This window comes from Candidatus Flexifilum breve (assembly GCF_016713355.1).
In genome coordinates this window covers 1-25,286 of sequence record NZ_JADJPI010000036.1, presented here as the reverse complement: position 1 = coordinate 25,286, position 25,286 = coordinate 1, and the positions used below count along the sequence as shown (strand labels likewise).

Genomic DNA, 25,286 nt, shown 5'->3' with positions numbered 1-25,286 from the left:
TCTCTTATTCCGGCAGATCGTATTGAAGCGAATGCAGCACATCATTCACATCCGGGTTGGACGCACCCAACACATCCTGCACCATCACCGTGACCACCCCGGCAGGGAAGCCAAAAGCGTACAGGCTTGCTTGCCCACCGGGCAGGCTTTCCCCGGCAATATACGCTTGTGCCGTAAACACCTCAAAGCCTTCGACGAATGCGGGATACGCCTCGATTTCGAGGGTGGCGGCATACGCCGTGAACACCAGATCAGCCGAATCGAACGGGTTAATCTCCAATGCGCGCAGACCGGGCGGCAGCGTGACGATCAGCGCCGAGTCGCCGCGTTCGTAGTCGTCGCTTGCCCCGGTCGCCACATCCAGGGCCGCGCCGCTGCTCGCCAGAACCAGCACCCCGGTTTCTTCATCCCAGAGCGCTTCCCAACCTTCCGGCAGCGTCGCGCTGAAGGCAAACTGTCTACCGTTATCGTCTACCGGCAGGACGAAATCACCCTCCGCGACGGTTTCTTCACTTTCCGGCACAGCATCCCCGCTCGTCAGGGTGAGCGTGTCCCACATGGCTTCGCTGAGCGCAAACACATCATCGGTGCTGATGAGCAGCACAAAAATGAATGTTCCCTCCCGCTCGAAGGCAAATGCATCGACGCTCGCACCTTCAATGAACGGAATTCCGAAATCAAGCTCGCCATTGGCTTGCACGGGAAACAGGCCAAAACTGATTGCCGGATCACCGTCGTAGACCTCGCCGCTGGGCGAGCGCAGCCCTTGACGCTCAAGGAACGCGGCAAGCGCGTCCGCCGCTGAACTGGCTTCCGGCAGATCAAGCGTCGCTGCCGTCCCCGGAGCAAACAGGATGACTCCCGTCGCGCCGCGTTTTACGCTGCCTGACCGCTCCAAGCTGGCATCCAGCATGGCCGGCGCGTTGGCAACATACAAAGCTTCTTCACTGCTGAATGTCACCCAGTCTTCAGGGTAGTTGATGCTGAGCGTCCCCACAGCATCGCTGATGGTCGCAACCGCTTCCAGTTCGGGCACGTCTTGTGCCGCTAGAGTTCCCGTGCATATCCATAACAGTACCAGCGTGATCGTGAGGCTGAGATGAGGCATACGTGCAAAACGCATATTTCGGAAGGCTCCTCTAGGTTGTCACTACAGTGAAAGGCTAATGCCCCATCAAGCATATAGTGATTTTCAAGTCCGCGCAGATGCTAGAGCAGACAAAACCTATTCCCGGCAGCTCCGTTTGAAGTTTCCGTACACTCGTACCGAAGCAATTTCATCTTGCGGCATTGATGTGTCTCATCGGCAGTGAGTGAATTCACCACACCGTTAAGCTGAATTTTGTCCTTGCCCGATCATCTGTATACTCATCGTCGACAGGTTGGACAAGCTGTACATGGCGCTGAGCGGCACCCGGCTTTAACGATCAACCCAGCGCGTCTGCCCTGCGGTAAGCAACGCATCGTGGACACGCCCAGCGTTGGCAGGACTGAACCGTGGGATATCCACGCAAGCAAAATATCAGGCAAATCGCGATCCGCACGACAGGCTGATCGCCCGGTGGGTGAAAGGATAGAGCCGACTATGCGCGTCATGATCACGGGTGGGGCTGGCTTGATCGGTCGGGCACTCGCTGCCCACCTGCTGGAACGCGGTTTCACCGTGCATCTCACGGATCTGGTGCCGGAAACGGATACACCGCACACCTCTTACGCCCAGTGTGATATCACCGATTTCGCCGCGGTGCGCGCTCAGGTGCGCGGCTGTGATGCCATCGTGCATCTGGCAGCGCTGCGCAACCCGTTGTATGCCCCCGGCCCCGATGTGTATCGCGTCAACACGGTGGGCACGTTCAACGTGTTCGAAGCGGCGGCGCTGGAAGGGATTCACCGCGTCGTGCAGGCGAGCTCCATCAATGCCATTGGCTGCGCGTGGAACATCCGCGACTTTGAACCGCAGTACTTCCCCATCGACGAAGACCATCCACTGGCTACCTCCGACCCTTATTCGCTCTCCAAAGAGCAAAGCGAAACACTCGGCGCGTACTACTGGCGGCGCGCGGAGATCACGAGCGTGGCCCTGCGTTTGCCGGGCATTTACGCGCCTGAGCAGCGGAATGCAGCTTACAGCGAGCGCCGCACGCTCATGTGCCAATTCCTCGACGAGTTGATCAGCCTGCCCGACGCGGAACGCGAACGCCAGTTGGCGGAGGTCCGCGCCCGGACGCTGGAAGCCCGCGCCGCGCGCGCCCTTGAATACCCCGCGACGAGCTGGCCCGTCGGCGAGACGCTCGACTGGGCGGAACTGCTGTGGCGCGCCTACATGGTCGACCGCTTCAACCTGTGGGCATCGCTCGATGTCCGCGATGCGGCAGTCGCCATCGAACTGGCGCTGACGGCAGCGTATACGGGCAGTCACCCCCTGTTCATCAACGACTCGCAGAATTCGCTCGGCTATGAATCAGAAACCCTGCTGCGCTTATTCTTCCCGGAAGTGCTAACGCGGAGGCAACCGCTGATCGGAGCGCAAGCGCTGGTCAGCCTACAGCGCGCGCAGGACCTGCTCGGCTTTACACCCCATTATTCCCGATCTGGAGATCAACATGCTGAAACTCGCTGAAGTACTGCCACCGCAGCAGTCGGTTTTATGGACGCTGGCTAAACAGTGCGGCGTTGATCACGTCGTGGGCACATTCGACTGGAGCCGCGGGCTCGACGTGCCGAAAGATGAGCTGCCGTGGAGCTATATGTCGTTGGTGCGCCTGAAAACGGCGTACGCGAACGACGGTTTCGCGCTCGAAGTGATCGAGAACCGCCCACCGCTCACCAAGGCGAAACTCGGCTTACCGGGGCGCGATGAGGAGATCGAAACGGTGATCGACCTGATCACCAACATGGGTAAGCTCGGCATTCCGGTGTGGTGCTATGAATGGATGCCGGTCATGAACTGGATGCGCACCTCGACGACGATTCCCACGCGGGGTGGCGCCCTGGTCACCGGCTATGACCATGCGCTCATGCAGGCTGCGCCGCTGACCGAATATGGTGAGGTCAGCGAAGAACACCTGTGGGACACGCTGGAGTACTTTCTGCAGTGCATCATTCCCGTCGCCGAAGCCGCCAACGTCAAACTCGCCATGCACCCGGACGATCCGCCGCTTTCACCGATTCGTGGGTTGGGGCGCATCATGCGGAGCGTCGAGAATTTCCAGCGTCTGCTCGATCTGTATCCGAGTCCCATGAATGGCATCACCCTATGTCAGGGAAATTTCGCGCTGATGACGCCCGACTTGCCCGGCGTGATTCGGCGGTTTGGCGCGCAGCAGAAGATCTTTTTCGTCCACATGCGCGACGTGCGCGGCACGCCCGAAAAGTTCATGGAGACGTTCCACGACGATGGGCAGACGAATATGCTGGAATGTATGAAAGCCTATCGCGCCATTGGCTTTGACGGGCTGTGCCGCCCCGATCATGTGCCGACCATGTTGAGCGACAGCAATGATCAGGCGGGCTATTCCGCCGTCGGGCGGTTGTTCGCCATCGGTTATTTGAAGGGATTGCAGCAAGCGGTGTACGCCGACTAAAGTCAGCGCCCGAAGCCGGGCAGACACACAGGTCTGCCCCTACACCATAATTTCCGAGAAGCGGTTTTAAGCACCACCGAGTAGAGATTTGACGATTAATTCGAGAATGGAATAACCAATGCACCTGATTACGCCCAAAGAGATCCTGATCGAGCTGACGCGCCTCAATCCGTTTGAGCGGTTCGCGGATGGACGCCCACGCGTGCCCGATCATCTGGTTGAACGCATCGGCACAGCTACCACTGAACAAGCGTGGGGCGTGCTGCGCAGTCACGGTTATCATCTGCAGTTTGAGGGGAACTGGCTGCAAACCCACCCCGACAAGATTCTGGTGGGGCGCGCTGTCACGGCGATGATGCTGCCGCACCGCCCGGATTTTCATACGCTTGTGCAGGAGACGGGCACAGCGCAGGGGCGCATCGGCGGGCAAAACTCGTGGGTGATTGACACGCTGGTCGAAGGCGATGTGCTCGTGGTCGACCTGTTCGGCAAAATCAAGAATGGGACGTTCGTCGGCGATAACCTGTCGACCGCGATCCAGTCCCGCACCAAGCGCGGCGCGGTGCTCGACTGCGGCATTCGCGACTATCAGGGCATTCGCGAACTGACCGAGTCGGCGTTCTTCTGTCGCGGCGTCGACCCGACGGCAATTGCCGATGTGACGCTCGCTGGCATCAATCTGCCGATTCGCGTGGGTGAAGCGACCGTGCTTCCCGGCGATATCGTGTTGGGGACGCCCTCCGGCGTGATCTTCATCCCGCCGCACCTGGCTCAGGAAGTGGCGGAGACGGCGGCAGATATTCAGTCGCGGGATCGCTTTGGCAAATACTGCCTGAGCATCGGCAAATACACGCCCGGCGAAATCGACGTGCCGACGTGGCCAGCGCCTATCGAAGCGGAATATCAGGCGTGGCTTGCCCAGCAGGGTTAATCTGCATCGGGATGAGGCAGCGTGAGGACGTGATCAAAACAACATTCTCAGCCTACGAGATGAGAACATGACACCACTTGCAGGTAAGGTGGCTTTGGTGACGGGCGCCAGTCGCGGGATTGGCAAAGGGATTGCGCTGGCGTTGGGCGCAGCGGGTGCCACGGTCTACCTGACCGGGCGTACGGAGAGCGCGGCGGAGGCGACGGTACCGCTGCCCGGCACGATCCACGAGACCGCCGCCTTAGTCCATGAGACGGGCGGGCAAGGGATCGCGCTGCGCTGCGATCACGCCGATGATCGGCAGGTGCAGCAGGTGATCGAACGGATCGCCGCTGAGCAGGGACGGCTCGACATTCTGGTGAACAACGCTTGGAGCGGGTATCAGCGCAAACAGCAGAGCCGGACGAGCGGGTTCCATACCCCCTTCTGGAAATCACCGCCGGAATTCTGGGATACCATGCACACAGTCGGGGTGCGTTCCCATTATGTGGCGAGCGTGTATGGCGCGCGGCTGATGGTGGCTCAGGGGCACGGCCTGATTGTGCATGTTTCCGCTCCGGCAGGCGGCGGCTATAGTGAGAACGTCGCTTACGGGGTCAGCAAAGCGTCAGTGGATCGCATGGCGGCAGACATGGCGCATGAGCTGCAGGAAACCGGAGTGGCGGTGGTTTCGCTGTGGCCGGGCATCGTGGCGACGGAAATGATCATGGCGCGGCGGAAAGATCAACGCTTACAGCCGTATATGGAGTCACCCGTGTATGTCGGGCGCGCGGTCGTCGGCCTTGCGCTCGACGCGGACCTCATGGCGAAAAGCGGCCAGATCCTCGTCACACGGGATCTCGGCGCGGAATATGGCTTTCAAGATATAAACGGGCACCAACCGTCACTGGAAAAAGGGGTTTGGCGGCCTGCCCACTGAACACATAACCGGGCATGGGTTGTTGCAACGTCCATGTGATTTGGGTTATAGTAATTCGTATCAACCCGACGCGGTTGATCATCGGTTACATCCGCACGCATATCTCGTTTCGACCTTCGCGCTCGCTCAAACCGAATCCATCACAATGGCAGCAGCTCCCATGTACCCTACACTCACGAAAGCTCCCACCGGCATCACTGGATTTGACCAAGTTACGGGCGGCGGATTACCCGAAGGGCGAACCACGCTGGTCTGCGGCGGCACTGGCTGCGGCAAAACCCTGTTTGCGATGGAATTCCTCATCCGCGGCATCACCGAGTTTGATGAACCGGGCGTGTTCATCGCCTTTGAGGAAACGCGCGAGGAACTCACGCAGAATTTCTCCTCACTCGGGTTTGATCTGGAAAACCTGAGCGCCCAGAACAAACTGCTGATCGACCACATCCACACCGATTGGGATCGCATGGATCAAACCGGAGAGTTTGACCTCGATGCCCTGCTGATTCGACTGGATCATGCGATTCAGAAGGTGCAGGCGAAGCGGGTGGTGCTGGATACGGTCGAAGTGCTGTTCGACGTGCTCGGCGACACCGATATGCTGCGTTCCGAACTGCGGCGCGTCTTTCGCTGGCTCAAGGAGCGCGGCGTCACCGTGGTGATCACGGGCGAAAGCGGCGACAATCACCTCACGCGGCGCGGCATCGAAGCCTATATCTCGGACTGCGTGATCCTTCTGGAACAGCGTATCGACAATAAGATTGCGCGCCGCTGGATGCGCATCATCAAGTATCGCGGTTCGCATCATGGAACGGACGAATACCCGTTTCTCGTCGACACCACGGGGCTGAGTGTCCTGCCGATCACCTCGGTCGGGCTGGAATACCCTGTGTCGGAGGAGACGGTTTCCAGTGGCATTGAACGCCTAGACAGCATGTTGGCAGGTCGCGGTTTCTTCCGCAGCAGCACAATTTTGATTTCAGGCGAGAGCGGATCCGGCAAGACCAGCATGGCGGCGCAGTTTGTCGATGCGGCGTGCCGGCGTGGGGAACGCTGCCTGTTCTTCTCATTTGAGGAACCAGCCGCGCAGATCATCCGCAATGTGCGCTCGGTCGGCATCAACTTGCGGGAGTGGGTCGACTCCGGGCTGCTGCGCTTCAAGTCGACGCGCCCGACGATGTACAGCCTCGAAATGCACCTCACCGTTCTCTACCGTCACATTCAGGAATTCGCGCCGCAGGTGGTGATTCTCGACCCGGTGACCAGCTTTGATGTTATTGGCAGCTCGATGGAAAGCCGCCTGCTGCTGACCCGCATGATTGATTTCCTGAAAACGCACGGCATCACCGCCATGCTCACGAGTTTGACCCGCGCGGGCGATCCGGATGAACAAACGCAGGTGCACATCTCGTCCATGATCGACACGTGGATTTTGGTGAACAATCTCGAAGCGAACGGGGAACGGAATCGGATTCTCTACATTCTCAAGTCGCGCGGCATGGCGCACTCCAACCAAATCTGCGAGTTCGAGATCTCCGAACACGGGATCAACATCCTCGATGCGTACACGGGGACATCCGGCGTGTTGACTGGCGCTGCTCGCATCGCTCAGGAAGCGCATGACTCCGAAGAGACCCTGCGTCAGCTGCAAAAAGCTGAAATGCGCCGCATCCAGTTAGATGGCGTCCGCACCACGCTCAAGGCGCGAATTGCCGCCTTACAGGCGCGGCTGGATGTCGAAGAGGCAGAGATGCGTCTTCTGGCTGATCAGGAAGAAGATCGCAAGACCACGTCCGATTTTTATGCGGATACCCTAGCCCAGCGCCGCGGCCTGCGCGGGCGCGACCATCTGCCTGCCGAGCATGTGCAAGAGGAAGCAGAGCCCAATGAGTGACGCCGAACAGTGTGCGGCCCCCAATAGAGATGTTTGGACATTTCGCCTGTATGTCGCGGGGCAAACCCCCCGTTCCGTAATGGCGTCGGCCAATCTTCGCCGCTTGTGTGACGCGTATCTGGCGGACAAAACTTATGAAATCCAGATCGTCGACTTGATCGACAACCCGCAGTTGGCGGAACGCGACCAGATCATCGTCATCCCAACGCTGGTGCGGTTGTTCCCCAGTCCGGTGCGCAAAGTCTATGGCGATCTGTCGAATACTGAAAAAGTCTTGATCGGGCTGCAAATGCCAACTTGATGTGAAAAGACGATGAACCGCGAGACCGACTTCCAGCATTGCCCCCCACTTGGCCAGCAGCACGTGTTTACCCTATACGTTGCTGGTCACACTGTCCGCTCACTCTGGACGATAGCCCTGGTTCAACGTCAGTGTGAGGAGCATTTTTCCGGAAACTACGAACTGCGCGTGGTCGATGTGTTTCAGTATCCGCAGGCGGCAGAAGGTGCCGATGTGATCGCGACACCCACGCTCATCAAACACCAGCCCATGCCGATGATCCGAACCATTGGCAGCGCCATAGATATGGAACACTTCACGACCAACCCGACCTAGCGAGATGATATAGGGTAGCACCAGTCAGATGTCTATCCCAAACACCTATCAACAACTGCTGGACGAAAATGCCGCGCTGCAAGCTCGTTTAAAAGAAACGGAAGCGACGCTGGAAGCGATTCGCCGCGGTGAAGTCGATGCGCTCGTCGTCTCCACCGAGCATGGGCGGCAGGTCTACACGCTCGAAGGCGCCGATCAACCCTATCGCCTGCTGATTGAAGAGATGCAGCAGGGAGCGGTCACAATCGCGCCGAGCGGCATCATTCTCTACACCAATCACTTCTTCTGCGAATTTCTCGGCTATGCCCCAACCGAACTCATCGCGCACTGCATCGAAGACTATGTGGCGCCTAGCGAACAACTGCGGCTGCGTCAGTTTTTGGCCGGGCTCGCCACGCAGACGAGTCTGGCAGAGGAATTTGCGTTTCGGCATCACAATGAGCTGATGCTCCCGACCTATGTCCTCGGCAACACTATTCTGATCGAACAGACGCGGCTGATTTATCTCGTTGTCATCGATCTGCGGCAGCGGAAGCTGCTTGAACAGCAGACAGTCGAGCTTGAGGTCGAAAAACAGCGCGCCAAACTCCTCACTGACGTCATGCGCAACCTGTCACACGATCTGCGCACGCCGCTCGCCACCATCATCACCAGCCTCTACATCGTCCAGCGGACAGCCGATGAGCAGCGCCGCCACGAGAAGTTCGCAGAAATTGAGGAGCAGGTCTTCCACTTAAGCCACGCGCTCGAACAACTGCAGCACATGGTGCGGCTGGACAGCCTGAATGAGCTGACACTGCAAGTCGGTTCGCTGAATGACCTCATTTTGCGCGCGGTCGACGACCGCCAGCGCGACGCGGCGCAGCAAGCCATTGAGATTGTAGCCGCGATCACGCCGGATCGTCTCCGCGTGCACTTTGATGCTGAGCTGATACGCGAAGCGATCAACGAACTGCTGCTGAATGCCATCCGCTTCTCCCCGGTCGGTGGAGCGATTCATGTGTGCTATGAATGTTTGAGCGACGGCCACTGCTTGCTGGAGGTCACCAACGCCGGCGCGGGGATTCCGGCGGAACGGCTGCGGCACATCTTTGAGCGCTTTTACAAGGCAGATGAGGCGCGCAGTCAGCACCCGAGTCTGGGGCTCGGCCTGTCAATGGTCAAACGGATCATTGAGCTGCATCATGGGCACATCGACGCTCAAAGCACCCCCAACGGACTGACGCGCTTCCGCATCACCCTGCCGCTTGCGGTCAACTCCCCGGTGACCGCTTGATCCTCGCCGTGGGCCACCGCACCGGAAGCTTCCCCGTCACCTAACCGCACACTGACAATCGTCATAACTTGCTTGACAAGGGGATTCATCCATGCTAGTCTCTGCTTGAAAGCGCTTGCACGCTGGCCTGCGCTAGAAACTGCGGGTTTCTGGTTCAAGTTAGCGTAGTTTCTGCGCGTTCCTGCAATCGCTTGCAGCTACTATTAGCCTTTTTGACTTGAAGTACATTGCTTCTGGATTTTGTTTCTCATGAGTGTGCCCAAGAATCCGCGTAAAAAAGCCCATAGCAGCGTCACTATTGTCGATGTCGCCCGAGAGGCGGGCGTCTCCTACTCGACGGTTTCGCGTGTGTTCTCCGGTTTCGAATTCGTCAACGAAGAGACACGGCGTAAAGTCGTCGCCGCGGCTGAACGCCTCGGCTATGTGGTGAATTTGCAGGCGCGCAGCCTCGCGGGTGGCCGCTCAAATATCATCGGTTTGCTCGTCCCCGGCATCGACAACGGCTACATCAGCGAAATCGTCAAAGGCATCGATCAAGAACTGGCGCATTCGCAGTATGACCTGATGCTGTACACTACCCACCGCTACGAAGGCAAAGAAGCTTACTACGTCAAGCTGATCGCCAATGGGCTGGTCGATGGCCTAATTCTGTTGGTACCGCTCATCATCGAAAACTATCTGCAAGCCCTGCCCACGCAGGACTTCCCCTATGTACTCGTCGATCAGGTGTACAACGAGCGCCCCAGCACCACCGTCGACGTGACGAACTGGCAGGGAGCCTACGACCTCACCAACTATCTGTTCAGCCTCGGGCACACCCGCATCGGGTTTATCGCCGGGCTGAACGAGTTGAACAGCGCCAGCGAACGTCTGGATGGGTACCGCGCGGCGCTCAAACAGCAGCGCGTCGCCTACAATCCCGCCTTAGTCGCAGAGGGCGATTACACGCCGGGAGGCGGGTATCGGGCGGGGCGGAATCTGCTTCGACTGCCCGAGCGCCCGACCGCGATCTTCGCGGCGAACGATCTCTCAGCGTTCGGCGCGATGGACGCCGCGCGCGAATTCAATCTCGATATCCCCGGCGATATTTCGATTGTTGGCTTTGATGATATTCCGCAGGCCTCGATTGTGTACCCCAAACTGACCACTGTTCGGCAGCCCCTCATTCAAATGGGACAGGTGGCCGTCCGCCTGCTGCTCGAAAAGCTGGACAACCCGGAAAAAGAAGCCCGGCGGGTGACGCTCGGCACTGAGCTCGTCATCCGTGATTCGTGCGCTCCGCCTAGAGCCTGATCCACCAATCGAAAGGAGCAAACCAACGCGCGATTTTTTATTTGCCGATTGCAAACGCTTGCAAATAGTATAGGACTTGTTAGGAGCAAACTTGAACGGTTGTAAATTCCACTTGCTGGTCGTCAACAGCGTATACTGAGCCGCCTACCCTGCTCCGGCGACACGCGAAGATGCGGCAGATCTACACGGATGCGGTACACTAGACTTCTTCTGGTACGTGCGGCTGCCGCTGGCGCGTCCGGCGCTGAGCACGATTACTGTGCTCCAGACGATCAAAGCGTGGAATGAGTTTTTCCTGCCTCGGCTGGTCTTCACCGACGATTCCGGGTGGCCGCTGCCCCTTGGCATGCAGTGTTAGTCTACATTTTCGTACAGCGCTCGATCGTCACTGGCTTGGCCAGCGGCGAACTCAAAGGATAACAAGGTCATGTCCCTTCCATATCAAGATGCATCCCGTTCGGCGGAGGAACGCAGCGCTGACTTGCTGGCGCGCATGACGCTCGCTGAAAAAGTCGCGCAGTTGGGGAGCGCATGGGTCTACGAACTGCTCGACAACATCACGTTCGCGCCGGAAAAAAGCGCGCCCAAACTCAAACTGGGTATCGGTCACATCACGCGCATCGGCGGCGCGAGCAACGTCAACCCCCGGCAGAGCGCTGAAGTCGCCAACGCCATTCAAAAATGGCTGCTCGACAATACACGGCTGCGCATTCCCGCCATCGTGCATGAGGAATGCTGTTCCGGCTATATGGCCAAAGGCGCGACTGTCTTCCCGCAGGCGATTGGCGTGGCGAGCACCTGGCAGCCTGAACTGGTCGAAGCGATGGGCGATGTCATCCGTAAGCAAATGCGCGCGGTCGGCGGACATCACGCGCTCGCGCCCGTGCTCGACGTCACCCGCGATGCCCGCTGGGGCCGCGTCGAAGAGACCTTCGGCGAAGACCCGTATCTCGTCTCGCAGATGGGCATGGCCTACGTGCGTGGCATTCAGGGGCAGACTCTGGCGGACGGTGTGATCGCGACCGGTAAGCACTTCGTCGGCTATGGCATGACCGAAGGCGGCATGAACTGGTCACCCGCACACCTCACCCTGCGCGAACTGCGCGACACGTACCTCGTCCCGTTTGAAGCTGCCGTCCGTGAAGCGGGCATCGCCTCGATCATGAACGGTTACCACGAAATCGACGGCATCCCGTGCGGCGCGAACAAGTGGCTGCTCAACGATGTGCTGCGCGGCGAATGGGGTTTTGACGGCACGGTCGTCTCGGACTACTTCGCCGTCACCCAACTGCAAACCTACCATCGCATCGCGACGACGCGCGTAGAAGCGGCGCATCTCGCGCTCGACGCGGGCATCGACGTCGAACTGCCCTTCACCGACGCCTACAGTGACGAACTCGTCAAAGCGATTGAAGCCGGGCACGTGCCCGTTGAACTGGTTGATCAGTCAGTGCTGCGCCTGCTGCAGCAGAAATTCGCGCTCGGCTTGTTCGAGCAGCCGTATGTCGACGCCGAGGCAGTGCGCTTCGATACGCCGGATGAGCGGGCGTTGGCGCGCACGCTGGCCGAACAATCGATTGTGCTGCTGCGCAACGAGGGCAGCCTGCTGCCGCTCGCCAAGACGCTCAAGAAGATCGCCGTCATTGGCCCCAATGCCGACAGCATCCGCAACCTGTTCGGGGATTATTCCTACCCCGCGCACATGGAATCGCTGATCGAAGCGATGACCGACAACGTCTTCAACCAGCCCAAAGCGCAGGGCATCGTCGTCAGCGATGACTTCATCAAGACGGAGAGCATTCTGACGGCCGTCAAGGTCGCGGACGATATCGACAGCGAAATCGTCTACGCGCAGGGCTGCGGCGTGCGCGACACCTCGACCGATGGCTTTGCGGCGGCGGTCGCGGCGGCGACGGGCGCGGATGTCGCGATCCTCGTGGTCGGCGATAAGGGCGGCCTCTCGGACGATTCCACGTCTGGCGAAGCCCGCGACCGCGCCACGTTGGATCTCCCCGGCGTGCAGGCGGATCTGGTCAAGGCGGTTTATGATACGGGAACGCCGATCGTGCTCGTGCTCGTCAACGGTCGTCCGGTGACGCTCGGCTGGATGGCGGAGAAGATCCCGGCGATCCTCGAATGCTGGTTCCCGTCGGAAGAAGGCGCGGCGGCGATCAAGGATGTGCTGTTCGGCAACGTCAACCCCGGCGGCAAGCTGCCGATCAGCTTCCCGCGCGGAGTCGGCCAAATCCCGGTGTTCTACAGCCACCGTCCGTCAGGCGGGCGCTCCAACTGGAAGAGCGATTACGTCGAAATGCCGACCTCCCCGCTCTACCCGTTCGGCTACGGCTTGAGCTACACGACGTTCGAACTCAGCAGCCTGCGCGTCAGCGAGACGGCAGCGGCGAACGGTGCATTCAGCGTGCAGGTCGACGTGACCAACACCGGTCTGCGCGCGGGTGACGAAGTCGTGCAGGTGTATACGCATCAACTCGTGAGCGGCATCACCCGCCCCTTGAAGGAACTCAAGGCATTCCAGCGTGTGACACTGGAACCGGGGCAAACCCGCACGGTGACCTTCACTATCCCGGTGAATCTGTTGGCCTTCGTCGACGCAGCGCACCAGTTGATCGTCGCCCCCGGCACCGTCGATGTCATGGTGGGCACATCATCCGCCGATTTGCCACTGCGCGGGAGCCTGACGATCTCGGGCGCGGTCACCGAGGTGCAGCGCGCCTTCACCGCCACGGCGCAAGTGAGCTAAGTTTTCGCCATCAACCAAACAAACAGCCCGTCTCCGTAGAGACGGGCTGTTTGTTGCCCTGCTCACCCTAGAACTTTCTGACAGCGACTGCGTATACCAGCTACACTCACTTTGCTATTTCGGGAACGATCAACAGGGACGCTATGATCACCGATCCGCCACCCCGGTTCTCCCTCCCAGTGTTCTTTGGGCTGATTCTTGCGCTCTCGCTCCCCTTCTGGGTGGCCGGCGCACTCGTGCCAGTCGACAAACTCCCGATCAAGCTTCCAATCAGCGCGTTGATGGCCGTCAACCCCACCATCGCCGCGCTGATTCTCATAGGGCGAGCGAACGGCACTTCAGGGAGCAAGCAGTTCCTCCAACGCGCCTTGGCAGTGCACCGCTTTCGCCCGCGCCGCTGGTTCGCGGTCAGTTTTCTAATCATGCCCGGTCTGCTCGGCTTAGCTTACGCAATGGCCGTCCTGCTCGGCTACGGCACCCCGAATCCTGACTTTCCCCTCGGCGCGTTAGCCATGATGAGCATCGTTTTCTTCATTGCGGCATTCGCTGAGGAAATCGGCTGGCAAGGCTATGCCTTCGAACCTCTGCAAGCTCGCTGGGGACTGTGGGGTGCTGGACTGAGGTTAGGGGTCGTCTGGGCGCTGTGGCACATCATCCCCTTTATTCAAACTGGCAACCCGTCCTGGTGGATTTTGTGGCAGTCCATATACACCGTTCTCTTCCGCATGCTCATTGGCTGGGGATATGTAGTCACGGATCGGAGTGTCTTCGCTGCAGTGATACTGCACGCCACATCGAATATAGCAGCCTTCATGACACCGAATTATGGTTCAGGCTACAACCCGCTGCTCGCCACCCTATGCATCAGCGCAGTGCTGTTGCTCATCAGTCTCAATCGAAGCAAACGCTTTGAACCGGGGCACAAAAGGCAGTCGCTAACACTGCTATAGCGGGCTGCCACACGGCAGACGCACGACGAACGTGCTGCCCTGCCCGACTTCACTCGTCGCACCCACCGAACCATGGTGCAGCTCAACGATTTCCTTGACGATGGCCAAGCCCAACCCGGTGCCGCTCGTCTGGGTTTTGCGCGCGCGGTCGGTGCGGTAGAACCGTTCAAAGATGCGCGGCAGTTCGTCCGGTGGCACGCCAATCCCCTGATCGCTCACTGCGAACACCGCGAAACCATCCTCCAATTGCGTGCGAATGGTGATCGTTTTGCCTTCCGGCGTGTAGTTGACTGCGTTCGAAATCAGGTTGACCAGCGCGCGTTCGATCTGTCGCCCATCGATTGTCAGCAGCGGCAGGTTATCGTCCATGGTGAGCGTCAGCGTTTGCTGCTTGCTGATGGCGACGGGTTCATACGTATCAAACACCCGACGCACCACGCGGTTCAGATCGTCGGTCGTGAATTCGAGCTGCAGCTCACCCCGATCCATCTGCGACAGCATGCGCAGATCCGCCAGCAGGTTGCGCAGGTGCTGCACCTGATTTTCCAGCGCGCGCACGTGCTCGTCGACCCGGTCAGGCGCGCGGCGCAGTAGATACAGGCGCGTCGTCAGTCCCATGATCGGTGTCGCCATGTCGTGCAGCGCATCCTGAACGAAGCGCGCCTTGAAGCGCTCGATTTCCTTCAGGCTGGTAATATCGTGCGCGCTGACGAGCAGGCCGTTTGCGCCGGATTCATCGGCCAACTGCACGGGGATAAAGGCGAGATCAAAGTCACGTTCGCGGCCATCCTGCGCGAGGATTTGCGTTTCGACGCGCAGCGGTTCCTGTTCTTGCAGCGCGCGGATCAACGCCTGCCCCACCAAAACACGATGCGAATCATCCGCCAGCACCCACAGAATACGCTCAATGCAGTCGGAGACCTGGTTGCCAAACATCGAAACAAACGCCGGGTTCATCGTCTTGATGTCACCGTTCGATTGGATCAGAGCGATGGCGTCCGTCGAGTGGTTTAGCACGATCTCGATCTGCTCTTTGGTGCTGCGCAGCTGCGCCGTGCGCTCTTCAACCAACTGTTCCAGATGCGCGGCGTACTGCTGGAGTTCAGCTTCAAGATGTTTGATATCCGTGATGTCCTGTGACGCGCCGTAGAAACGCACCACGCGGCCCGCGGCGTCGCGTTCGACGTGACGGCGGATGCTGACCCAGCGCTGTTCCCCGCCCTGCGTGATGATTCGGTATTCTCCAGACGTGGCGTTGCCGCGCACCGTCTCTTCAACATCCTGCTGCGCGCGCTGCATATCCTCCGGGAGGTATTTGGCATACGGGACATTGGCGATCTGTCGGTCATAGCCGGTCACGCGGCGATACGAATCCTCGGTCAGCCAGTCCAGCTCGTAAGTCCCGTCCGGATGGACGCGATACGCATACGCATAATCCGAGATGATGCTGCTGATCCGACGGTAGCGCTGTTCACTCTCGCGCAGCGCTTCTTCGGCCAGTTTCCGCTCAGTAATATCCTGGACCGCCCCATTGATGCCAGCCAGACGCTGTGCTTCCTCATCCCACACCGGGTTGGCGTACACGCGTACCCAGCGGATGTCCCCATTCTTGGCGACGATGCGGAGTTCACTCACCGAGCGTTGATTATGATGCAGGCGCTCCATATCCCCGGAGTCCTGGTCGCGATCTTCGGGATGCACAATCGCCGGCCAGCCACCTTGCGCGATGTATTCTTCGGGCGAATAGCCCGTGATCGTAGCAAACGCGCCGCCGATCAGGATCGGCGTGACCGAACCATCGGCGGCAACCGCCGTCTGGAAGGTGTAGTCGGACATGCTGCTCGTGATGAGGCGATAACGTTCCTCGCTCATGCGCAGCGCGGTTTCCAGCTTCTTGCGCTCGTCCAGTTCGTCCGTGACTCGCTTAAGCGCGGTATTCACGCGCACCCCCAGCGTATAGCTGAACAACGTAATGATGCTGATCAGCAGAGTATTGGTCAGCCACGCCGTAAGCGGCGTTCCAAACGGGCGCGGGAGCAGGCCATTCTCCAGCAGCAGCGCCATACCGAAGCCCACAATAATTGTCAGCACCGTGATGATGCCCGCCAGCCGCCAACCGCTCAACCACGCGGCCAGAATGATGACGACCAGATAGATGCCGTAGTAGGGCGCGAGCGTCCCGCCCGCCGTGGCCACCGTGACGGTCGCCAGCGCGAAAGTGACGCCCACAAAGAGATATTGAGCGAGGTGAAAATAGCGCGTCCGCGCTATCACGAGGCAAAGTCCCGAACACAGAGCAAAGACGAGGCCGAAGCCCAGCCGATCCATGCGCTGCGGCGCGAGAACGGACCACAGCGCCAGATAGACGACCAGAACCGGCGCACCGATGAGCATCATGGCGCCAAAAACCTGACGCGTGTACTCAGCAGTACCGTGTGTGTTGGACAGTGGTGCTTCTGTCAGGTGTCGAATGCTGTCTGAAACGACCCTGTACAAACGTCTCATAGATCCTCGTTAGCGCTTTCGGGAGGTCATGGTTGCTACTATTGTATAGGGCAACTCACGAGGAGTGAATATAACTTAACCAACTTCAAGACTGTAATACAACTGTTTGCGCAAAAATTAACGCTCTTCACGCCGCGCTCGCTGCCGAAGGTTCAACTCACTTTAATTAAATTCTAACTCTGATCAGTTAAGTAATCAATTAATCCTTACGACTTACCCAACCCAGTCGGCCTGCTCTAGAACTCGTATTCGTCGAAGTCTTCGCAGAGATGAATCGGGCCGTCGTACGTGGTGCGCGCTTCGGCGACCAGCGGCGTGGGGTCGGTGTTCCACACCTGATAGTGAATCAGGTACAGCGACTTGGCACGCGCTTCCGCGGCGATCTCGCCCGCCTGCGCCGCGCTCGAATGCCCGAAGCCTTTCCCTGCAGCCTCGTGGATCAGCACGTCGGCGTCCCGCGCGAGGTCGAGCATCGGCGGAATCGGCTCGGTGTCGCAGGAATAGGCGAGCACTTTGCCGTTGCGCTTGTTCTCGATGCGCAGGCCAATCGTCGGGATGAAATGCTTGGTCGGGTAGGCGAAAATGCGGAAATCATCGTTGTCGAGGACGGGCGCGTTGTTCCGTTCGAGAATGCGGTGAAACGTGACCGGGAAGAAATTCGGCCAGGTATCCCACGCAAAGAACATCATCATATCTTCGACGCGGTTCACGCAGTGATTCAGCCCGTAGATGCGCAGCGGCGCTTTGCGTCCGAGCAGCCACATATGCATGAGCATGTTGGGTACACCGGACACATGATCCGGATGAAAGTGGGTGAGGATCATATCTTGGAGCGTTTCATCGCCGATGCCCAGTTTATGGATTTTGCCGAGGGGGTTCGAACCACAATCTACCAAAATCGGAGCCGATTCACCTTCAAGTATGAAATGGGTATTGTCGTGCTCCGCGTCCGAAACCGCCGCCGCCGATCCCAAAATGATGATACGCGCCATGTTCGCCCCAACGTCCGAATGATGTCTACTTGTAAGTATAGTACAGAGTAGGCAGACATGGGTATTTCGGCAGGTTGAAGTTCGCAAAGTCGCGGAGGATGGGGGAATACGGGGCGGAACAAGAGGGTGTTGAAAAAGGTCAGCTTCCGCCCCCACCCCCGGCCCGCCCCGAATTCAGGGGGGAGACAGATTTTCCCCTCGCCCCGCTTACGTGGTAGAGGGGGCTAGGGGGCGGTCAGGGGTAGGTTTTTAATGCTTCATGGCCTGTTAAGGCGCCTCCCCTACAAGTCCCGCCCCCCCTGCTAGGGTGGAGGGTTTTTACCCCCCCCGCCCCCGATTTCCCCCGAGCGCGGCGCGCACCACTGCCGGGGTGATCGTCGCTTCGATGAGCGCGGCGAGCACGAGACCGGGCAAAATCAGCCCGAGCGCGATCTTGATCGTGTCGCCGAAGGCCACCGTCCACGCATGGCCGACGGTATAGCCGCGCGGGGGGCGCGTGATGACCGCGCCGAGCCGCAGCGCCGCCGCCGTCGCCAGCACGATCACCGGGATTTCGATGATGCCGTGCGGCAGAATGGCCGCCAGCATGAACGAGGGATTATACCCAGCGAGGATCACCTGACTCAGAATATAGCCGATCACCACATAGACCAGCGGCGTCAGGATCAGCGCGACCGCGCCGAACGTGAACATCCCAAGCAGGGTCGCCGCGATCAGGATGCGCGCGTTCTGCCAGACGATCGCCAGCACGGCATTCTCGCCGAAGAAGAATTCCGAATAGCTGTTAAGCGACCCGGCGACGAGATTCAGTGGCATGTTGCGCGGCAGGTTCAGATTCCACTCGGGTAGATAGCCGAGCGCTACGCCTGCCAAAAATGCTAGCACGAACACGCCAATCGTGATCGGCAGCGCATAACCAATGCGCCGCGTGCTCAAGGTGACGCCCTTCCGATACCACTCCACCGGATTGCGAGCGGGCGTCCCGGCCTCGTCAACGGCGAGGCTGAAGCGCACAAGCTTGCGCAGCGTCGCCCGCAGGTTGAGCGAATCAATGGTGCGACCGAGCAGCTCTTCCCGGTTGAAAATGGCGTTCCCCACGCGCAGCAGCAGCACAATGACGACCAGCATCCCGGCGATGATCGCCCACAGCGCGCCAATCCCATTCGGCGATTCGGCGTCGGGCGCGAGGAACATGATGGCGCTTTCGCCCTGAATGACCAGCGTCATGGGGATGATGATGAAGCTCGCCAGCAGATTCGCCGCGCGTGTGCTCGTCGTCTGGCTGCTGACGACCACCGCGCCGGTGATCATCACCAACGCCTGCACCGTCGTGACGAGGATGATCTGCACGATGAGCATGGCCGGCGGTCGCCATTCCAGTTCGCCGAACAACAGACTGACCAGATATACGGTCATCCCGCCGTAGCTCGAGATCAGCGGCGGCAGCATGGCGGAGAGCGTCTTGCCGATATACAGCTCGGTGTTGGTGAGCGGCGTACTGAGCAGCGGTTCGAGGCTGCGACGCTCTTTTTCGCCGACGAACGTCTCCAGCGCGATCACCAGTGAGATCGAAATCGGGAAGAAGCCGACGATCATCAGCAGGAACGGAATCATGCGCGCGCCGATGATCTGCGCGCCGAAGCCTTCTACGAAGCCCGCAAATCGCCCCGCCACGAACTGCGCGAGGAATGGGAACAGAAACGTCAGGATGACAATGGGCGCGATGATGCGCCAGTCACGCAGACTGTCGCGCACTTCGCGCCGGGTGATGATCAGGGCGTTGGCCAGCGTCTTGCGCCACCCGCTCTGCGGATACGGCTGAATGTCGTTAACGTTGATGGCTTTCACGCCCATTCTGCTGTTCATCCTCTTCTACAACCCGCAGATAGATTTGTTCAAGACTTTGCGAGATCGGCGCGAGCGTCACCACCTGCACACCGAGATCCAATACACGGCGCAGTAGCGCGGGGTTCGTCGCGTTGGGGTCGCGCACGCGGAATGAGATCCAACCCTCACCTGTAGCTTCAACGTTGACCATATCGCCAATATCTTTGGCGAGGCCGTTCACCTGCCCCGCGACGCGCAGTTCCATCAGCGGGTCGCCTGCGATGCGCCGCGCCAGTTCTTCGAGGTTGCCCTGCGCGATGATGCGCCCGTGCCGGATGATCCCGATCTGGTCGGCGAGCGCCTGCGCCTCGGTCAGGTTGTGCGTGGTGATGAGGAACGTGCGCTCATCCCGCTGGAGTTCGACAATCGCGTCGCGCACCAGTTTGGCGCTCTGCGGATCCATCGCCGAGGTCGGCTCATCGAGCAACAGCACGGGCGGGTCGTGCAGCATGGCGCGCACGAGCGCGAGCTTCTGCTTCATGCCCTTCGAGTATTCGCCGAGCGTTTTGCCGAGCGCAAACGTCAGCCCAAAGCGCTCCATCAGGTCATAGGACCGCTGGCGGCGCGCCTGCGGCGTCAGGTGATACACCTGTCCGAAAAAGTCGAGGTACTCAATCGCCTTCATGCGCTCGTACAAGCCGTGCTGTTCAGTCAGCACGCCGACATGGGCACGCACCTGCTCCGGCTGCTCGACCACGTCAAACCCGGCGATCTTCGCCCAACCGGACGTTGGCGCGAGGATCGATGTCAGCATGCGGACGGTCGTCGTTTTGCCCGCGCCGTTCGGCCCGAGCAGCGCCAGCACCGACCCCGCCGGGACGTTCAGGTTGACGGCGTCGACGGCGAGGAAATCATCGTAGAACTTGGTCAGATTTTGCGATTCGATCATGGATGTCATCTTCGGCTAGCCCACACCATGACCGATTATCGCACACAACCAGAGCGCGTGGCACAAAGGCGCGGCAAAAACTCAAATCTATGCGTTTGTCATGGGTGGGCAATTGGGAGAATCGTAGGGACGCGATTTGGAGGGTGTCTAATAAGGTTATCACCTGTAGGGACGAGGCATGCCTCGTCCTAATTTCTAGAGAAGGATACAGAGGACAAGGCATGCCTTGTCCCTACAAAAACCTCTCTCATCGGGATAACTGTGCGCTTTTTAGACACCCTATACATGGCGTCCACTTGCCTGGTTTGAGACAAGCGGACGCGATAAATCGCGTCCCTATAAACTGCATTGGAGCGGGTAGATGCTTTTACTGCTGCTTGACCGCTTCTGTAGTCTGCGCGGCGGTCGGCTGGTTGCGGCGCAGCACATACGCCGCCAGCGCGATCACGAACACGACAACCGTCATCGCCTGCGACGAGTTGATCGTCGTGCCAGCGATATAGGCAATGTCCGCGCGCAGGAATTCGAGGAAGAAGCGGATGATCGAGTAAGCCATCAGATAGATGAGGAAGAAGTCACCATAGCGGAACTGCTTGCGGCGGCGCGAGAACAGGTTCAGCAGCACCACGAACAGCACAATATTCAGCAGCATTTCGTACAGGAACAGCGGGTGGAAGCGCGTATCCGCCACCGGGTAATCGACGAGGCTCTTGTACGGCGCGACGCGCTTGTCGGCGTCAATGGTGATGCCCCACGGGAGCGTCGTCAGCGTGCCGTAAAGTTCCTGATTGACGTAATTGGCAATGCGGCCAATCGCCTGACCGAGGGGCAGCACGACCCCCGCGATATCCAGCCATGCGGCCACCGGGAGCTTATTGCGGCGCATGTAGATATACGCGCCCAGGAAACCGCCCAAGACCGCGCCGAAAATGCTCAGGCCGCCACTCCAAATGGCGATGGCGCCGTTCGTCGTGTTGAAGAAGTTCTGGAAGAACCACGCGGTATCCATACCCTGAGCGAGGAGTTCCCGGCTCGGCGTGAAGATGAACCACAGACGCGACAGGATGATCGCCGGGATGATCGCCCAGGTGAGCGCCCCCCACACGTGATCGGGATCGCGCCCATCGCGCTTGGCGAGGCGCGCGGCTATGGTGGCTGCCACCAGCATCGCCACGACGATGATGATGCCGTAGTAGCGAATTTGCAGCCTATCAAATAGGACGATGTACTCGGATTGGAACTCCATGATCAGCCTCAGTTTTTGTCAAGATGTCTATAAACGTACAAAAGACGCTGCACGCCAGTGATATTCGTCCCCAGCGCCAGCACCCACAACATGGGGACGAGCAGCGGCGGGACGAGCAGCATCAACAGCAGCGCCACAACTCGCTCAAACCGCGAGAACAAGCCGATTTTGACCGACAGGTCAGCCTCTCCTGCCCGTGCGCGGACATAGCTTACCACAAAACTGCCGACAAGGGATGCCAAACTTAGGAGCAAATAACCATACTGATCCTGCACGGCGAAATAGTAGACCAACCCGCCGAAAATCAGGCCGTCGGCGTAGCGATCCAGCGTCGAGTCGAGCACGGCTCCGCGCCGATCCTTGCGCTGCATCGCCCGCGCCACCGCGCCATCCAGCGCGTCAAGCGGCAGGCTGATGACCAGCAGCACCCCGCCGATCTGCATTTGCCCCACGGCGATGAAATACGCGCCCATGGCGACCACGATCAAGCCAACAATCGTGATCACATCGGGGTGAATCCCCATGCGATGCACGGCCATGCCCGCCGAACTCGTCATCCCGCCGGTGATACCGCGAATCCGGTCGGTCAATGTCACAGGATTTTGCTTCATTCTGTCAACTCACTCTTGCCATTCTGCCGTGTGTCCAGTAGACTAAGTGCCATTCGACGGGGCGTAGCGCAGCTTGGTAGCGCGCAGCGATCGGGCCGCTGAGGTCGTGAGTTCAAATCTCGCCGCCCCGACAATGAACGGACAAGGACAACCTTGTCCGTTTTTATTTATCCGTGTTCAACCGCTGCCGCATCAACTCAAACGCAATCACCGCGGAAGCCGCCGTCGTGCCCAGCGACTGGTCGAAGCGCCGCCCGTAGGGAATGCTCAGGCGGATGTCGGCAGCATCGGCAAACGAGCGTGTGATCCCGCGCTTCTCCCCGCCGATTACCACAAATAACCCACCGCGCAAATCCGCCTTGTAGAGCGGCACGGCGCGTTCTTTATCCGCCACGGCGATCTTCAGCCCACGCCCGCGCAGAAAATCCGCCGCTGACTGCGTCGTCTCCGCGACCGCCGTCGGCATCCATTCCGACGCGCCCGCCGACGAGCGCGCGACCACGCCCGCCGCGCTCATCCAGTTGCGCGGACGCACCACCAGCCCATCTGCGCCCGCCGCGTAAAACGCCCGGACCGCCTGCCCAAAATTGAACGGGTCTTCTACGCCATCCAGCATGACGATCAGCGGCGCGGCGTTCCCGGCGATCAACTCGTCCAGCGGCACAAAGCGCCGGTCGCCGACCAACGCGATCACCCCGCCGTGCGTTTTGCCCTGCGCCTGCGCGTCGATCTCATCCGGGCTGACACGCTCCACCGGGATCTGCTCGCGCTCCGCCAGCCGCGCCAACTGACCCAGATCACGATCATGCTCGCCGCGCCGGATCAAAATGCGATGAATCGGGCGGCTGTGGGCGCGGAGCGCCGCCTCAATCGAGATAATGCCTTCGAGTACTGCCTGTTCGCTCATCTTCCTATCCTTCAGCGCCGGGGATTATAGCGGGGTTGCCCCCATTCCCGCGACTCACGGTAGCGGAGCTGGCCATCCAGATTTACTCCCCATCTCCTATTCACAACCTAACATTCCACATTACAATGACAGTTGAGATGAAACGTGAGGAGTAATTCGTATGAAAACAGAACGTATCGGCTATCTGTTAGTGCTGCTGGTGGCAGTCTTCGTGCTTTCCAGCGCCGCGCTGAGCGCGCAGAATCCGAGTGATGGGCTTGCGCAGACGACCGTCGAAGCGACGGCGGAAGCGACGATGGACGGCACGCCAGAAGTGATCTTCAACGATGGTCGCATCAATAACGCGATCATCCTCGGTGAATTTGGCATTTTCTGCGAAGACGTGAACGGTGACCCCGCCGGATCGTTTGACAATGGCGGCCGGATCGCCGTGTATGGCTCGAATGGCGAACAGTATATCTTCGCCGAAGAAGACGCGCTGCGCCAGTACAGCGACATGGACATGATGATGGATACCACCGCTGAACCGTCAATGATGGCGACCAACACGCCGGACATGATGTCGACGATGCAGCCCGCGATCCTGCTCGGTCAAGCGACCGCGACCAACGGTGCGGTGCGGCTGTTCCTCGTGGGCGATAACGAATTCCGCCTGACGGGTTTCCTGCCGGATGGCAAGGGCTTCATCTACGGTTGGACGGGCTGCACGGGCAACATTCGCATCGACACGTTTGATGGTGATTTCGACTTCATCACCACGACGCCGATGCCCACGCTGAGCGGCACGTTCACCCCGCTGGTGACGCGGGCGGCGACGATGGACTCCATGGCGACCCAGATGCCGACCATGAGCAGCACGCTGGAGACGACCGTCGAAGTGACCACCAGCCCGTAACACGGGCAGCTTTTGCACTGGCACTACCGGGGCGATACATGGTTATCGCCCCGTTTGTTTTCCTTGGTAAGACAAGTTATGAAAGCCAAAAGAAGACGAGATATGAGGGTGTTGAAAAAGGTCAGATTCCGACCCCACCCCCGTCCCCTCCCCGAATTCAGGGAGGGGAGCCAACAGCGCCTGCCAAGCCGAAACCGTCTTCGTAGGGACGCAATTCATTGCGTCCGCTGACGAAAGGAAAGGCTTTAAGGGATGCTTTTTAAACACCCTCATGCCTCGTCCTTCTGCGAGCACATGACACCGACCAACATCCTCGGCGTGGTGCTGTGCATCGTCGGGCTGATGCTGATCAATCAGAAGTAAGCGCTGTCCTGTGCCGGTGGTGACAGGCGCCTGACTTCGGGCTATGCTCTCCGCACTACAGGAGAACCCAGCATGTTTGCTTCGAATACAATTCAGGCTAATGGCCTCACGCAGCATTACTATCGCAGCGGCGAAGATCAGTTACCGCTCGTGCTGCTCCACGGTTTCACCGACGACGGCTCGTGCTGGTTTCCGGTCGCGGAAGTGCTGGCACAGGACTACGATGTGATTCTGCCCGACGCGCGGGGACATGGTCAATCGAGTCGCATCGCTGGGATGGGCTTCGACAACTTAGCGCTGGCTGAAGATGCCAGCCGCGTTGATCTCCGGCTTAAACCTGAATCGACCCGCGGTGTTGGGCCATTCGATGGGTGGCTTCACCGCGCTGATCCTCGCCGCGACCCATCCCGAACTGGTCGGCTGTTTGCTGCTGGAAGACCCGCCGCTTGCGCCGCCGCCGACGCCCGAAATGGAAGCGGCGCGCAGCACCGGCATGCAGGATTGGGCGGAGAATGTCCGCCGGATGCAGGCGCAATCCCTTGACGAACTGATGGCCGCTGAACACGGACGTTCACCCCGCTGGAGCGCCGCCGAGCTGCAACCGTGGGCGGAGTCGAAACAGCGCCTGGATCTCGATGTGTTTGCGGCGCGGTCGCCGCGCCCCGTGTGGCAAGGGCTCATGCAGCAGGTGCAGTGCCCCATTTTGCTGCTGTACGGCGACAACCGGACGCTGGTCGACGACAGCATCGCGCAGGAAGCCGCCGCGCTCT

The 25,286-nt window shown here is 59.6% G+C and carries 21 protein-coding genes, 1 tRNA gene and 2 pseudogenes; 16 read left to right on the top strand and 8 right to left on the bottom strand.

Going from position 1 to position 25,286, the window contains the following annotated elements; all coding sequences use genetic code 11:
- Nucleotides 1–4: 4 nt before the first annotated feature.
- On the bottom strand, nt 5–1,123 hold the full coding sequence (locus IPK17_RS30735) for a hypothetical protein (protein ID WP_343421554.1): 1,119 nt from the start codon (nt 1,121–1,123) through the stop codon (nt 5–7).
- A 462-nt stretch (nt 1,124–1,585) separates the two neighbouring features.
- Here IPK17_RS30735 and IPK17_RS30730 point away from each other — a divergent pair, with 462 nt between their 5' ends.
- From IPK17_RS30730 to IPK17_RS30675, 12 genes and pseudogenes are all read left to right on the top strand, one after another.
- Nucleotides 1,586–2,620 carry an NAD-dependent epimerase/dehydratase family protein gene (locus IPK17_RS30730; protein WP_343421553.1) on the top strand — a complete coding sequence of 345 codons (1,035 nt, stop codon included), beginning with the start codon at nt 1,586–1,588 and terminating at the stop codon, nt 2,618–2,620.
- Nucleotides 2,604–3,584 carry a mannonate dehydratase gene (locus IPK17_RS30725; RefSeq protein WP_343421552.1) on the top strand — a complete coding sequence of 327 codons (981 nt, stop codon included), beginning with the start codon at nt 2,604–2,606 and terminating at the stop codon, nt 3,582–3,584. Before IPK17_RS30730 ends, IPK17_RS30725 begins: the two co-directional genes overlap by 17 nt.
- Nucleotides 3,585–3,702: 118 nt before the next feature.
- Nucleotides 3,703–4,515, top strand: coding sequence for an RraA family protein (locus tag IPK17_RS30720; RefSeq protein WP_343421551.1), 813 nt, complete (start codon nt 3,703–3,705; stop codon nt 4,513–4,515).
- Nucleotides 4,516–4,582: 67 nt separating this feature from the next.
- Nucleotides 4,583–5,434: an SDR family NAD(P)-dependent oxidoreductase gene (locus tag IPK17_RS30715; RefSeq protein ID WP_343421550.1), complete on the top strand. Its 852-nt coding sequence runs from the start codon at nt 4,583–4,585 to the stop codon at nt 5,432–5,434.
- A gap of 160 nt (nt 5,435–5,594) precedes the next feature.
- A complete protein-coding gene (gene kaiC, locus IPK17_RS30710; RefSeq protein ID WP_343421549.1) occupies nt 5,595–7,325 on the top strand; it encodes a circadian clock protein KaiC in 1,731 nt (576 codons plus the stop codon).
- Nucleotides 7,318–7,626 (top strand): circadian clock KaiB family protein, encoded by a 309-nt coding sequence (locus IPK17_RS30705; RefSeq protein WP_343421548.1) that lies wholly within the window; start codon nt 7,318–7,320, stop codon nt 7,624–7,626. The genes kaiC and IPK17_RS30705 overlap by 8 nt, the downstream gene beginning before the upstream one ends.
- Nucleotides 7,627–7,638: 12 nt before the next feature.
- Nucleotides 7,639–7,941, top strand: a complete 303-nt coding sequence (locus tag IPK17_RS30700) for a circadian clock KaiB family protein (protein ID WP_343421547.1) — start codon at nt 7,639–7,641, stop codon at nt 7,939–7,941.
- Nucleotides 7,942–7,969: 28 nt separating this feature from the next.
- A complete protein-coding gene (locus tag IPK17_RS30695; protein WP_343421546.1) occupies nt 7,970–9,217 on the top strand; it encodes a PAS domain-containing sensor histidine kinase in 1,248 nt (415 codons plus the stop codon).
- Between the two features lie 249 nt (nt 9,218–9,466).
- Nucleotides 9,467–10,510, top strand: a complete 1,044-nt coding sequence (locus IPK17_RS30690) for a LacI family DNA-binding transcriptional regulator (RefSeq protein WP_343421545.1) — start codon at nt 9,467–9,469, stop codon at nt 10,508–10,510.
- Nucleotides 10,511–10,691: 181 nt separating this feature from the next.
- A pseudogene (locus IPK17_RS30685) lies at nt 10,692–10,868 on the top strand (ABC transporter permease subunit); the annotation flags it as partial.
- Between the two features lie 69 nt (nt 10,869–10,937).
- Nucleotides 10,938–13,271: a glycoside hydrolase family 3 N-terminal domain-containing protein gene (locus IPK17_RS30680; RefSeq protein WP_343421544.1), complete on the top strand. Its 2,334-nt coding sequence runs from the start codon at nt 10,938–10,940 to the stop codon at nt 13,269–13,271.
- Between the two features lie 143 nt (nt 13,272–13,414).
- Complete coding sequence (locus IPK17_RS30675) at nt 13,415–14,221, top strand: CPBP family intramembrane glutamic endopeptidase (protein WP_343421543.1); 807 nt, start codon at nt 13,415–13,417, stop codon at nt 14,219–14,221.
- Here the strand turns inward: IPK17_RS30675 and IPK17_RS30670 are convergent.
- The 6 genes from IPK17_RS30670 to IPK17_RS30645 all read right to left on the bottom strand — a co-directional run bounded on the left by IPK17_RS30670 (nt 14,216) and on the right by IPK17_RS30645 (nt 22,351).
- A complete protein-coding gene (locus IPK17_RS30670; RefSeq protein ID WP_343421542.1) occupies nt 14,216–16,618 on the bottom strand; it encodes a PAS domain S-box protein in 2,403 nt (800 codons plus the stop codon). The genes IPK17_RS30675 and IPK17_RS30670 overlap by 6 nt on opposite strands.
- A gap of 344 nt (nt 16,619–16,962) precedes the next feature.
- A complete protein-coding gene (locus IPK17_RS30665) occupies nt 16,963–17,718 on the bottom strand; it encodes an MBL fold metallo-hydrolase (protein WP_343421541.1) in 756 nt (251 codons plus the stop codon).
- Between the two features lie 318 nt (nt 17,719–18,036).
- Nucleotides 18,037–19,572 (bottom strand): stage II sporulation protein M, encoded by a 1,536-nt coding sequence (locus IPK17_RS30660; RefSeq protein WP_343421540.1) that lies wholly within the window; start codon nt 19,570–19,572, stop codon nt 18,037–18,039.
- On the bottom strand, nt 19,547–20,494 hold the full coding sequence (locus IPK17_RS30655; protein ID WP_343421539.1) for an ABC transporter ATP-binding protein: 948 nt from the start codon (nt 20,492–20,494) through the stop codon (nt 19,547–19,549). Before IPK17_RS30655 ends, IPK17_RS30660 begins: the two co-directional genes overlap by 26 nt.
- A gap of 367 nt (nt 20,495–20,861) precedes the next feature.
- Entirely contained in the window at nt 20,862–21,740 is an 879-nt protein-coding gene (gene lgt / locus IPK17_RS30650) for a prolipoprotein diacylglyceryl transferase (RefSeq protein WP_343421538.1), read from the bottom strand.
- 8 nt (nt 21,741–21,748) lie between these two features.
- The gene (locus IPK17_RS30645) at nt 21,749–22,351 is read right to left on the bottom strand and encodes a CDP-alcohol phosphatidyltransferase family protein (protein WP_343421537.1); all 603 of its coding nucleotides are present in this window, start codon (nt 22,349–22,351) and stop codon (nt 21,749–21,751) included.
- 57 nt (nt 22,352–22,408) lie between these two features.
- On the opposite strand from IPK17_RS30645, the gene IPK17_RS30640 reads away from it, so the two are divergent.
- Nucleotides 22,409–22,482: transfer RNA gene (locus IPK17_RS30640), tRNA-Pro, on the top strand.
- A gap of 32 nt (nt 22,483–22,514) precedes the next feature.
- Here the strand turns inward: IPK17_RS30640 and IPK17_RS30635 are convergent.
- A complete protein-coding gene (locus IPK17_RS30635; protein WP_343421536.1) occupies nt 22,515–23,258 on the bottom strand; it encodes a TrmH family RNA methyltransferase in 744 nt (247 codons plus the stop codon).
- Nucleotides 23,259–23,418: 160 nt separating this feature from the next.
- Between IPK17_RS30635 and IPK17_RS30630 the strand changes: the two genes are divergently transcribed.
- The 3 genes and pseudogenes from IPK17_RS30630 to IPK17_RS30625 all read left to right on the top strand — a co-directional run.
- Nucleotides 23,419–24,153, top strand: coding sequence for a hypothetical protein (locus IPK17_RS30630; RefSeq protein ID WP_343421535.1), 735 nt, complete (start codon nt 23,419–23,421; stop codon nt 24,151–24,153).
- Between the two features lie 435 nt (nt 24,154–24,588).
- Nucleotides 24,589–24,795, top strand: a pseudogene (locus tag IPK17_RS40750) (alpha/beta fold hydrolase); the annotation flags it as partial.
- Between the two features lie 28 nt (nt 24,796–24,823).
- Nucleotides 24,824–25,286, top strand: a 463-nt coding sequence (locus tag IPK17_RS30625) for an alpha/beta fold hydrolase (RefSeq protein WP_343421534.1), incomplete at its 3' end; no start/stop codon positions are given.